We start from the raw sequence: 13,606 nt of genomic DNA, 5'->3' as shown, positions 1-13,606 counted from the left end.
TCTTGAACCGATTGAGGTGTCATCATGACCACCGGCAACTCCGCATTAACGGCAAGCACTGCAGTAAAGAACAAACTGCCTGCTTCAATCTCTGGCGCCATGGTTGCCTTTTTAGCCTTCTGCTGTGGTGCCATCGTCGCGAACCTCTACTATGCCCAACCAATTGTCGAGCTCATCGCTCCGGAAATTGGTCTATCCAACGCCCATGCCAGCCTGATTGTTTCGTTGACACAGTTAGGTTACGCCATGGGGTTGCTTCTGCTTGTGCCTTTGGCTGATTTGATGGAAAACCGTCGTCTGGTAGTGGGTTTCACGCTAGTCGTGAGCCTTTGCTTGATCTCAGCTGGACTTACTCAGTCCCCCTCACTGTTTTTGATTTTTTCACTGCTAATAGGCCTCACTTCAGTGGCCGTGCAAATTTTAGTGCCGCTGGCTGCACACATGGCGCCCGAGGAAAGTCGGGGTCGTGTGGTAGGGAACATTATGAGCGGATTACTGCTGGGCATATTGCTGTCCCGCCCACTGTCGAGCATGTTGGCGGAGGCCTTTGGCTGGCGCGGAGTTTTCTTCAGCGCCGCTGCACTTATGGCAGTAATAGCCTTGATTACGGCTGTTGCTCTGCCCAAACGTATGCCGACCCATCGGGCCACCTATGGCGAGTTGATTAGCTCGGTGTTTGTGCTTGCCCGGCGTTACCCGATCCTGCGGGAGCGTTCTTTATATCAAGGGTTACTGTTCGCAAGCTTCAGCCTGTTCTGGACAGTCGCTCCTATTGAACTGATTCGCCATCATGGGTTCAGCCAGGCGCAGGTTGCATTGTTTGCTTTGGTCGGAGCGTTTGGCGCCGTTGCAGCCCCGATTGCTGGCCGGTTGGCCGACGCAGGGCATGGCAACCGAGGCACTCTGGTCGCGTTGGTGTTAGCACCTGTTTCTCTGCTGATAGGTGCTCTGCCTAGCGGTGGCTACCTGTGGTTGGTCATGTGTGCGATTTTTCTCGATTTTGCTGTGCAACTTAACATGGTGCTCGGGCAGCGCGAGGTATACGCAATTGATCCACATAGTCGAGCACGATTGAATGCCGTGTACATGACTAGCATTTTCGTCGGCGGTGCTCTGGGGTCGCTAGTGGCAAGCCCACTGTACGAGCATTTTGGATGGAGTTTTTCAGCGGCCTCGATAGCACTGATTCCCAGTCTGGCGTTGGTGGTCTTCTTAATACGTAAGTACCGCGCCCAACAGTGACCATCGTCAAGAACATATAGACCGAAGTGAGGGGATCCGTTGCGCTGTACGAACTTCAAGCCAAAAAAGAGTTCCTACAGCTTCCGCTACAATGAGCCATGCGCAGAATTTCGATCACAATCCCGATTTACGCGGCTATACGACGGATGTCGCCGGGCTCTCGGACAGCAAATCGGGAATCGGTTTATGAAGGCGAAGTGACTCACCGCGCAGCCGCTACCGATTAAGCACAGACATGCAAGACGCCCATTGCCTCCTAATGCACAGTCGTTACCTTTACCTTTACCTTTACCTTTACCTTTACTTTTCGATTTCGGAATCTGTTTATGGATAAGTTGCTGGCGCTCAAAATGTTTGTCGAAACTGTTCGCTGTGGTGGTTATTCCTCAGCGGCGCGCAAGCTTGGCATCTCCACTTCTTCAGTGACGCGGCAGGTAGCTGTGCTGGAAAGTGAGTTGGGCGCCAGCCTGCTTAACCGCACCACGCGCAACACCAGTGTCACGGTGGCGGGGCAGAACTATTTTGAAAAAGCAGTGGCGATCCTCGAGGCAATTGACGAAGCCGATGCCGCCGTCACTGACCGCGGCAGCGAAGCCCAAGGGCGTTTACGGGTCAGTGTTCCGGTGGAATTCGGCCGGCGCATCATCGCCCCTCATTTGGGTCGGCTGCTTGAGCGCCATCCTTACCTGGAGATCAGTCTCTCGCTGAGCGACGAGGTCAGTGACCTGCTCAGCGAGCAGATCGATGTCTCAGTGCGTCTCGGTTCATCTGTCGTCAGTGATAATGTCGTCAGTAAGCGGGTAGGCGAATTCCAGCGCTGGGTCGTAGCAAGTCCCGAATACCTGACGCGTACCGGACTACCCCGACACCCCCGTGACCTGTTGGAGCATCAGTGTCTGCGTTTTGATTACCGCACGGGCCACCAAAATTGGGCATTCCAGAACGATGAGGAAATCATCCGATTGAATGTGCAGGGACGGCTGCAAAGCAACAACGCCGACATTCTGCGCGAGGCCGCGTTGGCCGGTGGCGGGGTGACTCTGTTGGCCGATTGGCTGGTACGTGACGACGTAGGCGAAGGTCGGCTGACCCGCGTGTTGGAACAATATGAGGTCAACCCCGGCAGTGCAAGCACCTACATCAATGCGCTGTATCTGCCCAACCATCGCGGCTCCAGTCGCGTCAATGTGTTTATAGAGTTTCTCAAGGAAATACTCGCTTCCTAAGTACCTCCTTGCAATCGACAAGAGCGTTGCGCGCAGGATATCTACTCGCGTTGGCAGCAGCGGCTCTAGAGTCCGGCCGTCGTTCTTTGAAATTAGGTCGCCGCCGTTCAAGACGTCATTCATCTCGCGTACGACTTGATTAACACCCTGGTGCGGTTTTTCGACAGGGCAGTGGAACACCTCCTCGGGTGAGGGCGACAGATTCAGAGAAGAGCAAAGACAGGAGGTTAACGACAATGCCAAAGAGCAGGCAAGGCCCCGACTCCCAGGCTGACTCCCAGATACATTCCAAAAACATAGAACACAACCTGCTGATTGAACTACTTATCTATCAACTCAAGCCAGGTGCCCTGCTAATATCGGTACTACGCTGCAAAAGGAGGCTCGCATGATGCGTTTGAGCAATTCTCGCTCAGCACAAACAGGTAAGCCCAAATCGCGCACTAAGAAGGGAAAACAGAGGCTCACACGCGAAGCTGTCTTGAAGGAATTGCATCGCTCTGCATTCGTATCGATATATTCGATTCGTATTTTTGTTGTTTATCACAAGTTACGGGGCGGGGCAGAGAGCGGGTAGAAGTCGCTCGGTTCTTCTGATGAAGCTTAACTCAACTAAATAGATGTTTAGTTGAGTTAGCTAATGACTTCACGTAGAGGTCATTACGTTGCCATTGGCGGTAGACCATCTTTAAGAGTACATATCTCTCGTCAGACACGCGGCGTCAGGGCGCTCTGATGTGGTCCAACCACATCTTGCAGGGTGCCAAAAATTGGAAGTTGCGGCTGCCAGAGCAGTGTGAGTGATAGTAAGGGTAAACAATCTAACCGGCAAACCCCAGAGCTCGCACAGCATTACGGAGCTTTGAAATCCCAAGCGCACCAGGCAAATCAAGGCTAACACGCAGGTTCAGTATTACTCTGTAAACTTGTTTTTTGACTTGTTAACTACGGTGGTTAACAAGTCAAAATTGTGGTTAACAACGGTACTGGACGAGCATTTTGCTGAGCTTTTCATCCAGCCAGATTTTGGCGAGCTTCCAGGGGTATTTGGTGGCCGGAGAGCTCAACAGCCTTCAAACGCAACATGTGCACGCCAAACCGTCAGCGTCTGCAAGCAAATCAATGGGCGTTTGTGTTTTCCACGTGTGGCAACCCTTGAAATTTGCGCACTAACTCCACGCGGAACGCTGCAGATTTCACACAGCGACCTGTTTGCAGGTGTATCTGTGACGTAAGTAATGCCGTAAACGAACAAGCATTCCCCAGAAACACTCCTTAAATCAAACGAATAGTCGATTTCGCATGCGGTGTGCGACCACGCCAATAGAAGGCAATGTTTTTGGATTCACTGTACATGACGTAAAATCAGGCATTACAACGCCGGCAAAGGCCGCGCCAGAGCCTGTAGCGTTAAGATGTTTTCCGGTCAAGTGATCCGTGAGTAAACCGTGAACGTGAGGCGAAATGCTCGATTCACACGATGACTTTCCGTTTTTTCATACATTTACTTCTGAGGACTGTTGCAGGCTTCAAATCTGACCGCTACTGTCGGAATTCAAAGAAAACGATAAATCCTAACCTAATGTTTATTAGAGATTTTTGGTGCAATCCGATTGCGCTGTGATTGTTTTTTTTCGGATTTATTGAAATTTACGCAAAATAAGCTTCAATTATTGCTTTATAGAGCAACGATTTGAGGCTTGCGCTATGAAAGGTATGCATAAAGGTCAGCTTGTTTTATGGCAGGGCCGCGCATATTCCTATGAAGCTTCACTTTCTTTGGAGCGTGTCCATCTACTCGATAAAGAAACCCATCAATACATCGATGCTCCTATCGGAGAGCTTTTGCTTTTACCTAAAGAAAAGGAGGCTCGAAAACCAGGTGGATACTCGCGTGGAATGGAAGACGTTCCAGATAGGGAGTGGGCGTTAGCTGAGCGAAAATTCCAAGAAATTCAATCTTATTTTTCAAGCAACAGAGAAAAGAGCGACTTTACGGCGCTATGTGAAAAACTAGGCGTTAGTACTCCCAGAGGTTATGTGCTATTAGGGCAGTACGATGAAAGTGAGGGTCCTAGCAGTTTAATACGGTCCAAAAGAGGAAGAAAACCAGGGTCAAGTGCCCTATCTCCTGAGGTGGATTCAATAATAGAAGTAGCAATAAAAGAAACGTGGGTCGGCCCAGGAACTAGAGTGACAGCGGTAAAATCTAAAGTTGATGAAATATGCCGTGCCGCAAACTGCAACCCTCCTGGATATCGAGCCGTCAATGCCCGAGTGGGGAAAAAAAATCGGTCGGAAATGATGGGTTTACAGCAAGGCAAGAAAAAAGCGAATGATGTCTATCAAGCCCGACCTAATCATAACGAGGCTAAAACCATTCTTGAAAAATGGCAAATGGATCATTGTGTCATTGATTGCATTATAGTTGATGAGAAGGATCGCAAACCATTATGCCGACCATGGGCGACGCTAATTATAGACGTTTACAGTCGAGTTGTTATCGGGTTTTATTTGTCAATACACGCGCCCAGTTCTTACAGCGTTGCGATGGCAGTAACGCACGCTACCTTGCCAAAAAACAGGTGGCTGGAAGCAGTTGGTGATACGGACATTTCTTATCCCTATTATGGCAAGGGAGAGAACATATCCATGGACAATGCAAAAGAGTTCAAATCACGAGGCTTTCGCATTGCTGCGAAAAAGCACCAGATAAAACTCCGTTGGCGACCTTATGGTAAACCTTGGTGGGGGGGCACATTGAGCGTTTAAACGGAACGTTAGCAATGGGTCATATTCATTATTTGCCGGGGACGACACTTTCCAATGTAGTATTAAAAGGCGATTATGACAGTGAGAAAAATGCTTGTTTAACATTCTCTGAATTTCGACTTTGGTTTGCAAGAGAGATACAAATTTACCACCATACTGTACATAGAATTTTGGAGGTGACGCCCCATGAAAAGTGGATGGAGGCCTTAATGCAGAGCGGATCATTAAATCATCCAGAATTGGTAGTAAACCCTTTCGAGTTCACTCTGGATTTTTTGCCAGAGCAGTCTAGGGTAATAAGTCGGCAGGGGATAGAGTTAAATAGAATTCAGTATTGGTCTGGGGCGCTGTACGGTCACGTGAAAGTTCGTTGCGCAGTTAAATATAACCCACTGTCGCTAAAGCAGGTATGGGTAAATCCAACCGGAGAAGGTTATATAGAGGTCCCATACTATGATATACGAAGGCCAGATGTATCACTAGAAGAGTTAAAGCTTGCGAAGCAGCAATTGGCACGCGAGCGTCATATCAGAGAAGGTAGTCATGCCCGAAAAGCAAGTGTTGATGAAACATTTGAATTAATCAAAAAAAACAGAGAGCTAGTGGAGCGCTCACGTTCAACAACAAAAAAAATGAAGAAGATAAAGGAGAATTCGTCTCAGAGCATTTTTTTCGATGATACGACTCGCCATTTACAAGTGGAGGATCTCAAGCTTGATTCAGATGATCTAGAAGGCGACGATGACCCACCTGGGTTGTACAAAGTTGATTTTTAGGTGAGGATGGTTAGATGGATATGCAAGAAGAATTTTCTCATGTGCTTGAAGCCAGGCGAGCGTTAGTTTCAGAAAGCGTTATTAAACGATATCAAGCTATCTATGAAGACGTTTGGGTGAACTATCCAACGGCAGCATACATATTGGCCGTTATCGATCAGTTTTTGCAGATACCAATAGGTATTCAAGCGCCTTGTATTCTCGTCCATTCAAACCCCGGAATGGGTAAAACAGCGTTATTTCAAAAAATAGACAAAACATATGGAATAGCTTCTGGGGCAAAGTCATGTGTGGTTTCACTAAGTCTTCAAGACAAGGAAACTGACAATCATCGAAAATTTGTGGATTCCACAGTTGCGGCTTTAACTTCAATTGGCAATCTGCGACTGGATAGTAACGAATATGCGCTTTTGCAGGCTATCCGTATGAATGGAATTCGGGCGCTGGTAATTGATGAGTTAAACGACATGTTACTTTGCAGGCCTACGGATATAAGAAAAAACATAAAATGGTTAAAGGAACTTTCCGCTTGGCCGTATGGATTGGTACTTATATGTATCGGTACCGGCGATTGCCAAAACGTGGTTGAGTCAGACCCACAGATCCAAAGGAGGTTCGATAACTTCGAGTTAAAAAGATGGCTCGATAAAGCCGAGCTTCGCTCGTTCCTTAACTCATTTCAAGGTACGCTTCCACTTAGGTTTAAATCTGAATTGCATACAGCGCCTGTTGCAACCTATTTGATAAATGAAACAGGTGGGATTTTAGATAGTATTGTCAAGCGTGTAAGGCGCGCGGCAATTTGGTCGATAAAGGAGGGGCATGAAAAAGTCGATCTGGAGATGCTAAAACTGGCAAAAACCATCCCGATTCTTGATGGGCTGCATTGTGAGTGAATTTCACACTGACGAATCCGTTTCATCGTGGATTTGTCGCCAGATTTTTTACGCCAAAACACCAAGTAGTCAAGCTAACTCGGTAGGCCTCCGGCATTTTATTCAAAGCAAACAGAATTATAGCGACCTGGATTATTTCTATTCGTTGCAGGATATAGTGACCCTACAGGAATACTTGCCAATTCCAGTGCCGAACTTGATCTCGCAAAGCGCTGCAGAGTGTTGGTGGACGTTGCCCACTCATCGCAACCGTATTCATTTTTGTCCACAGTGCGCAATTGAAGATCTAGCCTTTACTCGAGTCCCTGTTTGGAGGCGCAATTGGCTGCATTGGTGGTATCTCCTTTGTGATAAACACTACAGCGTCATGCGACCGCTCACAGGGCAATACTGCGTACTTAACGTTGTTGATCGCTCCATTGCAGCAATGAAAATGGTAATTGATGGTCAAAGTAAATCGCATTCAGACAATGATCTCTTTGGAAATCTGGTGCCGTTTTCCAATTTTGAGTTACTCTGCGGTCGTGGTCCGAATAAGTATCCTGAAATGCAACTCGCGCTGACTGTATTCAGTAAAATGGCGTCACCCGTTCAGGCTGAGATAGCATCCTATTACTCGATCCCTGGGCTAGAGACCCCCCCAGAGCGAGTCACTATGATTTTAGATTTATTAAATCTGTTGTTGAGGCGTCACGTCAAAGGCATTGATCCTCCAGCGTATGCATATCAGTTATTTAATGTGTTTTTTTGGCGCCCTGAATACCAGTATAATCAAGGGTCACGTGAGGATGTGGCTTCTCTCATTGATCGTGCCTGCGAGGGGGTTGATCCGTTTATTCGCTTAGTCGCTATGGCCATCGCCTCTTATCTGTTGGATTATCCTAATTCCGATTTTTTATGGGGAGTAATTGCTGATAGTAGCGCTAGATTGGGTGCGCTTGTTCCCGACTCCAGGGGGTGGTTATATGCGGTAATCTGTGGTCCGACCGATATTCCCTTGAAAAGCTGGTACATTGACCGCATCGCCACATATTCAACTGTAGGCCGAGATCAATGCTTGAAATTTACAACGGCCCCCTGTGCTTTGAACGAATTACTAAGCGAGTTTCAAATTTATTCTAATATATCAATATCGCATGTTAAAAAAGCTTGTAAGCTTGGCGTGCTTTTGACAAGGGCGTCGTGGTGCTGGCTGAGTTGAGCCCAACCTACATATTCCAATATTGATTTGATATCCCACCCCATTTTCACCGCCCAAGACGCGAAACCACGTCGTAGACTATGCCCCGTAAAATCCACGTTTAAGCCAACTTCCTCTATCCAACTTCTCACTATGAGTGTAATTGAGCGTGAGTTAAGGCTGGCAGAGTCAATAGTTCCCCAGCGATCGATTCCCCTGAAAATCGGACCATGACTAATTTCCCCAATGCTCAGCCAGTCTTGCAGAGCTTTTACCGGGCAGTAATGTTTCAAAAATGGCGTAAAAAAATCTCTTAGACTTTGCGAGGATGGGTCATGAGCCAAGATGGTCATGCCTTGATTAGGAACGATATTTAATTGCTCAACGACAAGCCCGGAAAGTTGATGGTTAAGAAATCCACGCCAGAACCCAAAAAGTATTAGGGATTTGTCACGATAACAACGCAATAGCTTGCTGTCTTGCGATGGCGAGCGGGCAGTTTCTTTTTTTAGCTGAAAGATAACGCTATCAAGATGGTCTACAATTGTCTGCAGTTCTTCAAATTTTAATGGCGATGTAGCTTTCTTTTTCTTTTCGCTAATCATTGCCAGGTCTCTAATGAGGTTTCTAATCTTCGTGTTACGGGTTGGGTCGTCGAAGCCCATCTTGCGATGCCACGCGGAAATTGCACTCAGTCTAACTCTTAGTGTTGGTACGGATGTTGTCTCTGCGCAGATAGTTAAATAGTGAGCCAGCTGTTCGATTATGACGGGTAAATAACAATGACCTACATTCCGATAATGATCGATGGCTGCACGGTATGACAATTCGGTATTCCTAGAATGCTGTAATGCCGGAAGATTTCTTATTTTTTTACCGACCTCCAACTCCCAGTTCAGCTCCTTGATTCTTTCAAGGCGGACCTCAGTTTCTATTCTGAGTTTTGGGTCATCATCTAGGAGGTGAGCCATTTACAACTCCTTTATTTGAAGTGTTCGGGACAGTGCTAGATATGTAATTTATTTTCTGGATGACATAGGTTCTACAGTGTCCATGCATAATATACTATAGTAACTCTAGCGGCATTCGATCTCGTGTCAAGAAATTTATGAGTGAGCGTGCCTTTGTAGAGGATTTGTTTGGGCTTTTAGATGCTGTGTTGCGACTTCAATTAACCTGTTGCGCAAAGGCGCTAAGCTTTACGTAAGATTTTTTGGTTATTGTTTTCTTGGTACTTATAATGTTGCGGATAATAACTAATGTTTAGCTATTTAGTGACAGGCTGGTGTGGGTGGAAAAGAGGGTACATCTTATCGGCGACTCGTACCAGTCACTGTTTTGCCTCCTAAAGTGGCGTTTGCACATCTCTCGCCGGCTCATCGTTCAGTAAATTTGCCGCATGACTGTTTAGCAATGAGCCCGCCTGAAAGTAACCCATCACTGTGGCGACGCTACGGTGCTCAGTCATGGCCATCACTTCACCGAGCGACACTCCTTGCCGCCCGGCTTCGGTCACGAAGCCGGATCTCAAGCTGTGCGCCGCCCAATCCCCCTCCAAGCCTGCCAGCTTCGCCCGACGTTGCACGATGCGCGCGACCTGATCTGCCGACAATGCGCTGGTGCCGATCTTGCCGCCTTTGTATAACCGGCGAAACAGCGGTCCGTGCGTGGCGGGTGCCGCGGCCAGCCAGGCGGCGAGGGCGTGTGCTGCCGGGCCGCGTAGCGGCTTCTCGCGACGGGTGCCGTCGGTGTCGGTCTTAGTGGCGCCCAGGCTATACAGCCAGGTGTCGGCATCCAGCGGCCGCACATCGCCGACCTGCAGGCCGACCACCTCGGAACGCCGCCGGCCACCGCCACTCCAGGCTAATAGCAACAGGGCTCGATCACGAATGCCGCGCATACCGTCATCGCAGGTGGCGAGCAGCGCCTGCAAGGGTTCGAGCACCAGGGCCGTCTTCTTGCGCACGTTTATGCCCTGACGCGATTGCGCCTTGCGCGCTTCGCGCAATAGGGTCTTCAACGCCGATGCTTCCGTGGGGCTGTCCCAACCATTGATCCGGTGCCATTTGCCCAGCACGACCAAGCGGTGATTGACCGTGTTGTACGCCAATGCGCCGGGTTTGTTTTTGACCCGCGCCTTGACCAACGTCGCGTCGATGCCGGGCGGTAGCAGGTGCGTCCAGCCGCCATCAGCCAGGGGCCGAGCCAAATGATCAACAACAAACTGAATCACCACCGCGGTCGGCAGCGGCGCGCCACCCAGCACCTGGCCATAGCGCAGTTGCAGCCAGGCTGACCAGTAGGCGAGGGCGCTGCGGTAGCTGCGCACGGTATTCGCTGCGGTGCCGGCAGCGATAAACGCCGCCGCCGCTTCCTGAGCGTTAAGCGCCAGAAAATGCGGGTCCAGCGGGGCAGTGTCGACCAAGGGCAATTGATCTGTAAGATCTATTACGTTCAACGTATTATATTTCCATAAATTGAAAAATAAGATCGGATAACATTCTATTATCAGACCTAATATAGCGGAGGGCAGGGCAGGGCAGGGCAGGGCATGGCGGTAGGCGTACCGGAACACGAGGTATATGCGGCGGCGGATGCGGTGTTGGCGCGCGGCGAACGGCCGACCGTGGAGCGTGTGCGCCTAGAACTGGGTCGCGGCAGCCCGGCACGGGTTGGCGGCCTGCTCGATCAATGGTGGGCGCGTCTGGCCGGACGGCTGAATGGCGAGACCCGCCTGCCGACACTGCCCGGCGAGGTGTCGCAAGCCTTTGTCGCGGTGTGGCAACAGGCGATCCACCTGGCGCAGGGTGTCGCTGAGCAGGCCTTTGCGGAACAACGTGAGGTCCTGACTGCCGAGCGCGAACGGGTCGCGGCGGTCGAGGAACAGGCGCGTCAGGACGCGGCACAGTTTCGCCAGCAGGCGGCCGAGGCTTTGGCTGGGCGTCAGGCGGCCGAGTTGCGTCTGGCAGATCTGGAGCTGCTGCTGTCCCAACGCCAGACGCAGATCGAGGACTTGCAGCAGCAGCGTGAAGGTTTGCTGCACGAGCGCCGTGAAGCGCAGCAAGACAACCAGACGTTGCAGCAGGATCTGCAGGCGCTGCGGCTCAAGGCCGAGCAGGAGCGCGTGGCGCAGGAGAGTTACGTGCGCGGTGTAGAGGATCGCGCGCACCGCGAGGTCGACCGCGCCCGGGAGGAGGGCAAAGCCGTTACGGCCCAATTTAAGGAAGCCGGGCGGAATTTCGAGCTGTTACAACGGCGATTGGAGTCGACCCAAACCGAGCTCAGTCAAACCCAGCAGCGTGCCGCGGCGCAGCAGGCCCGTGGCGATACGCTGGAGCAACAACTGATCCAGCTACGCCAGGCTCCCGTGACCAAGCGTAGGCCAAGATCCCGGAAGCCCGTGGCGACAATGTCCGATTCCTGAGGGTGAAGTCGGCATCCTCGGGCCGATAAAAAGCAAGTCGATGCAGTTAGTTTTAGGCTCCCGATAAAGGCTGAAATCGGCCGAGGCTGTGTAAATACGTTTTTGAGCGCGGCAGGTACTCAAAACCGGACTGAAAATCGCGCTTCTACGCGAAATCCACATCTGCTGACGTGCCGATAAATTTCAGATTTAACATAGACGCGCACACTTCAATTTTTATGAAGCGTTTTTACACACTCTGGGCAAGAAGCGGCCGTCGGTTGAACTAACCGTATTAGGATGGCATTTAGGTTGAACAACCGGCAGGAAAGGCGGGGCGATTCAAAGGTAGTAGAATGGATTTAATCTAACGCTTGGCCTATTGGCCTGAAAAACTGTGACACTGAGCTTTACTTCTCGTGGGGGCCGTCCACCTAATATGATCAGAATCGGTTCTCGACACGAATATTTGGCGTTTGTCGCGATGGATCGCATGGCATGTATATCGGGGCCACTTGGTTCCGGTGAGCCGCCAGGATGATAGTGCCACTCACCGACGTAGTGAAAACCTTCATCCCAACGCGCGGCGAGCAATTCTTTCAGTCCGATGATTCCGCGTTGGAAGGTTACTGAGCTGCTGATCGAGTCCTTGGGGTGTGACGTAATCTCCGAGATCAGGGCAATGCTCCCGTCGCTACTGTAATTACCTATCAGGATGCCGCCTGTTTCGTGTGCTCCTGCCCGGGTGCAGTCACTCACCATCTTGCTCAAGACTGTAGCCTCAAGGGTAACAGTGTATGGGGCACTAGGGCTCGAAAATGACAGCGGAACGGAATCGTTCATTTTGCGCGCTCGACTGTGCCGTCCGACATCTGCCGGAAATACTCATAGCGCCGTCCTGGACTCAAAACTGCCCTACGGATGAATTTGCTACCAATCGCTCCCCATAGCTGAACATCATCAGCAGTCGCAGGGAATACCGCATGCCAGCATCCAATGCCTTCAATCTGTGCGTCTGACTCGTTGAGTGGCGGGGTGGGAGAGGCCGCAAATTGGGACTTGGCATCTATGGCCGGAAAACTTGATTCGGAAGCCGCATACGCGAAAAGGCCTTCCGCTCGCCACGTCATTGCTAGGCTCACAAAGAGCTTTTCACTTTTCCAGTCGAACGAAGCCAGAGCATCCAATACTTCATCGTCACCCGTGCAGTCGACAATCACGTCATAGCTTCTGACTGCTTGTTTCAGCTGTTCGTTGTGGGGCGGAAACACAGTATCAAACGCCTTGGCCTTTGCATCGGGCATGCATTCGTTGAGGTGAGCAGCAAGAGCCTTGGCCTTCTTGTGTCCCACAGCCTGCATGGAGAGTGTATGGCGACTGAGATTGCCCATCATCACCCAGTCATAATCCAGAATGCCCAGTTCGCAAACGCCCATGCGGAGGAGGTTCTCCGCGACTGAGCTTCCGAGGGAACCTGCACCTATCAGAAGAATTCGGCGCCCGCACATCTCATTCTCGGCAGCCCCCTCGTTCGCAGTTGGTCGGAGGCCCAGTTGGCTGTTCGCTGCCACTTCAAGGGTTCCTTGGACGTAGCAATCTCAGCATCCCAGTTGCGATGGTTGCGCTCGCAGGACCTGAAACCCTTTCGCCGCGCTGTCTTGCTGGCGAGTGAGGGGGATCTAATCGCGAGCCAGTGCAATCGGGATGGTGCTAACCCGACCTGCTCCGCGATCGGGAATCCGAGAAGTAGTACCCAGGAAGGGGCTCTCCGAAGACTTCGCCTAACCGCGCTCCCCATTTCAACGAGTAGTTTTTCAAGATTGATGTGGTTAGCCGCTAGCCGTTCATTCAGCTCCAGCCAAGATGTAGGCGCTTGCCAGGGGCGCGTGACTGGAATCTCAGGTAAGACAAGCTATACGGCATCGGATGTACGTCCTTTGCCCAGCATCGAAGGCGACCATTCAATGGTCCTGATGATTTCGCCGTCGGGCAGTTGGAATGCCGTTATGACCCGGGTGCTATCGGCCCCTCGCAACGGGCTTGTGCTTGCGTACCCCAGCTCCCATGATGAGGCATCCACTGCGAAAGGTCGCTAGCGATTTCTCGAAATC

Annotated in this window: 11 protein-coding genes; 7 read left to right on the top strand and 4 right to left on the bottom strand. The window is 50.7% G+C overall.

Going from position 1 to position 13,606, the window contains the following annotated elements; genetic code table 11:
* Window positions 1-24: 24 nt before the first annotated feature.
* From CES87_RS18420 to CES87_RS18395, 6 genes are all read left to right on the top strand, one after another.
* Window positions 25-1,242 carry an MFS transporter gene (locus CES87_RS18420; protein ID WP_128607244.1) on the top strand — a complete coding sequence of 406 codons (1,218 nt, stop codon included), beginning with the start codon at window positions 25-27 and terminating at the stop codon, window positions 1,240-1,242.
* A gap of 326 nt (window positions 1,243-1,568) precedes the next feature.
* Window positions 1,569-2,468, top strand: coding sequence for a LysR family transcriptional regulator (locus CES87_RS18415; RefSeq protein ID WP_128607243.1), 900 nt, complete (start codon window positions 1,569-1,571; stop codon window positions 2,466-2,468).
* A gap of 1,707 nt (window positions 2,469-4,175) precedes the next feature.
* Window positions 4,176-5,240 carry a DDE-type integrase/transposase/recombinase gene (locus CES87_RS18410; protein WP_128607242.1) on the top strand — a complete coding sequence of 355 codons (1,065 nt, stop codon included), beginning with the start codon at window positions 4,176-4,178 and terminating at the stop codon, window positions 5,238-5,240.
* A 14-nt stretch (window positions 5,241-5,254) separates the two neighbouring features.
* Window positions 5,255-6,016 carry a Mu transposase C-terminal domain-containing protein gene (locus CES87_RS18405; protein WP_128607241.1) on the top strand — a complete coding sequence of 254 codons (762 nt, stop codon included), beginning with the start codon at window positions 5,255-5,257 and terminating at the stop codon, window positions 6,014-6,016.
* Window positions 6,017-6,030: 14 nt separating this feature from the next.
* Window positions 6,031-6,912, top strand: coding sequence for a TniB family NTP-binding protein (locus tag CES87_RS18400; RefSeq protein ID WP_128607240.1), 882 nt, complete (start codon window positions 6,031-6,033; stop codon window positions 6,910-6,912).
* A complete protein-coding gene (locus tag CES87_RS18395; RefSeq protein ID WP_178081444.1) occupies window positions 6,905-8,113 on the top strand; it encodes a TniQ family protein in 1,209 nt (402 codons plus the stop codon). The genes CES87_RS18400 and CES87_RS18395 overlap by 8 nt, the downstream gene beginning before the upstream one ends.
* Here the strand turns inward: CES87_RS18395 and CES87_RS18390 are convergent.
* Window positions 8,026-9,063: a tyrosine-type recombinase/integrase gene (locus CES87_RS18390; protein ID WP_128607238.1), complete on the bottom strand. Its 1,038-nt coding sequence runs from the start codon at window positions 9,061-9,063 to the stop codon at window positions 8,026-8,028. The two genes, CES87_RS18395 and CES87_RS18390, sit on opposite strands and share 88 nt — an antisense overlap.
* Window positions 9,064-9,437: 374 nt before the next feature.
* Complete coding sequence (locus CES87_RS18385) at window positions 9,438-10,550, bottom strand: site-specific integrase (RefSeq protein ID WP_128607237.1); 1,113 nt, start codon at window positions 10,548-10,550, stop codon at window positions 9,438-9,440.
* 93 nt (window positions 10,551-10,643) lie between these two features.
* Between CES87_RS18385 and CES87_RS18380 the strand changes: the two genes are divergently transcribed.
* Window positions 10,644-11,516 carry a DNA-binding protein gene (locus CES87_RS18380; protein WP_128607236.1) on the top strand — a complete coding sequence of 291 codons (873 nt, stop codon included), beginning with the start codon at window positions 10,644-10,646 and terminating at the stop codon, window positions 11,514-11,516.
* 321 nt (window positions 11,517-11,837) lie between these two features.
* On the opposite strand, the gene CES87_RS34380 is transcribed toward CES87_RS18380, so the two are convergent.
* Both CES87_RS34380 and CES87_RS18370 read right to left on the bottom strand, forming a co-directional pair.
* Window positions 11,838-12,338: a Mov34/MPN/PAD-1 family protein gene (locus tag CES87_RS34380; protein ID WP_128607235.1), complete on the bottom strand. Its 501-nt coding sequence runs from the start codon at window positions 12,336-12,338 to the stop codon at window positions 11,838-11,840.
* Window positions 12,335-13,003: a ThiF family adenylyltransferase gene (locus tag CES87_RS18370; protein WP_256590985.1), complete on the bottom strand. Its 669-nt coding sequence runs from the start codon at window positions 13,001-13,003 to the stop codon at window positions 12,335-12,337. Before CES87_RS18370 ends, CES87_RS34380 begins: the two co-directional genes overlap by 4 nt.
* Between the last annotated feature and the right edge of the window lie 603 nt (window positions 13,004-13,606).

The organism is Pseudomonas sp. ERMR1:02 (genome assembly GCF_002277815.1).
GTDB lineage: Bacteria > Pseudomonadota > Gammaproteobacteria > Pseudomonadales > Pseudomonadaceae > Aquipseudomonas.
This window is presented reverse-complemented; position numbering and strand designations above follow the sequence as displayed.

What these genes read in the sequence shown, in the direction of transcription:
- CES87_RS18420 (WP_128607244.1), top strand. Translation starts at nt 25, where the DNA reads ATGACCACCGGCAACTCCGCATTAACGGCAAGCACTGCAGTAAAGAAC.
- CES87_RS18415 (WP_128607243.1), top strand. Translation starts at nt 1,569, where the DNA reads ATGGATAAGTTGCTGGCGCTCAAAATGTTTGTCGAAACTGTTCGCTGT.
- CES87_RS18410 (WP_128607242.1), top strand. Translation starts at nt 4,176, where the DNA reads ATGAAAGGTATGCATAAAGGTCAGCTTGTTTTATGGCAGGGCCGCGCA.
- CES87_RS18405 (WP_128607241.1), top strand. Translation starts at nt 5,255, where the DNA reads ATGGGTCATATTCATTATTTGCCGGGGACGACACTTTCCAATGTAGTA.
- CES87_RS18400 (WP_128607240.1), top strand. Translation starts at nt 6,031, where the DNA reads ATGGATATGCAAGAAGAATTTTCTCATGTGCTTGAAGCCAGGCGAGCG.
- CES87_RS18390 (WP_128607238.1), bottom strand. Translation starts at nt 9,063, where the DNA reads ATGGCTCACCTCCTAGATGATGACCCAAAACTCAGAATAGAAACTGAG.
- CES87_RS18380 (WP_128607236.1), top strand. Translation starts at nt 10,644, where the DNA reads ATGGCGGTAGGCGTACCGGAACACGAGGTATATGCGGCGGCGGATGCG.
- CES87_RS34380 (WP_128607235.1), bottom strand. Translation starts at nt 12,338, where the DNA reads ATGAACGATTCCGTTCCGCTGTCATTTTCGAGCCCTAGTGCCCCATAC.
- CES87_RS18370 (WP_256590985.1), bottom strand. Translation starts at nt 13,003, where the DNA reads ATGTGCGGGCGCCGAATTCTTCTGATAGGTGCAGGTTCCCTCGGAAGC.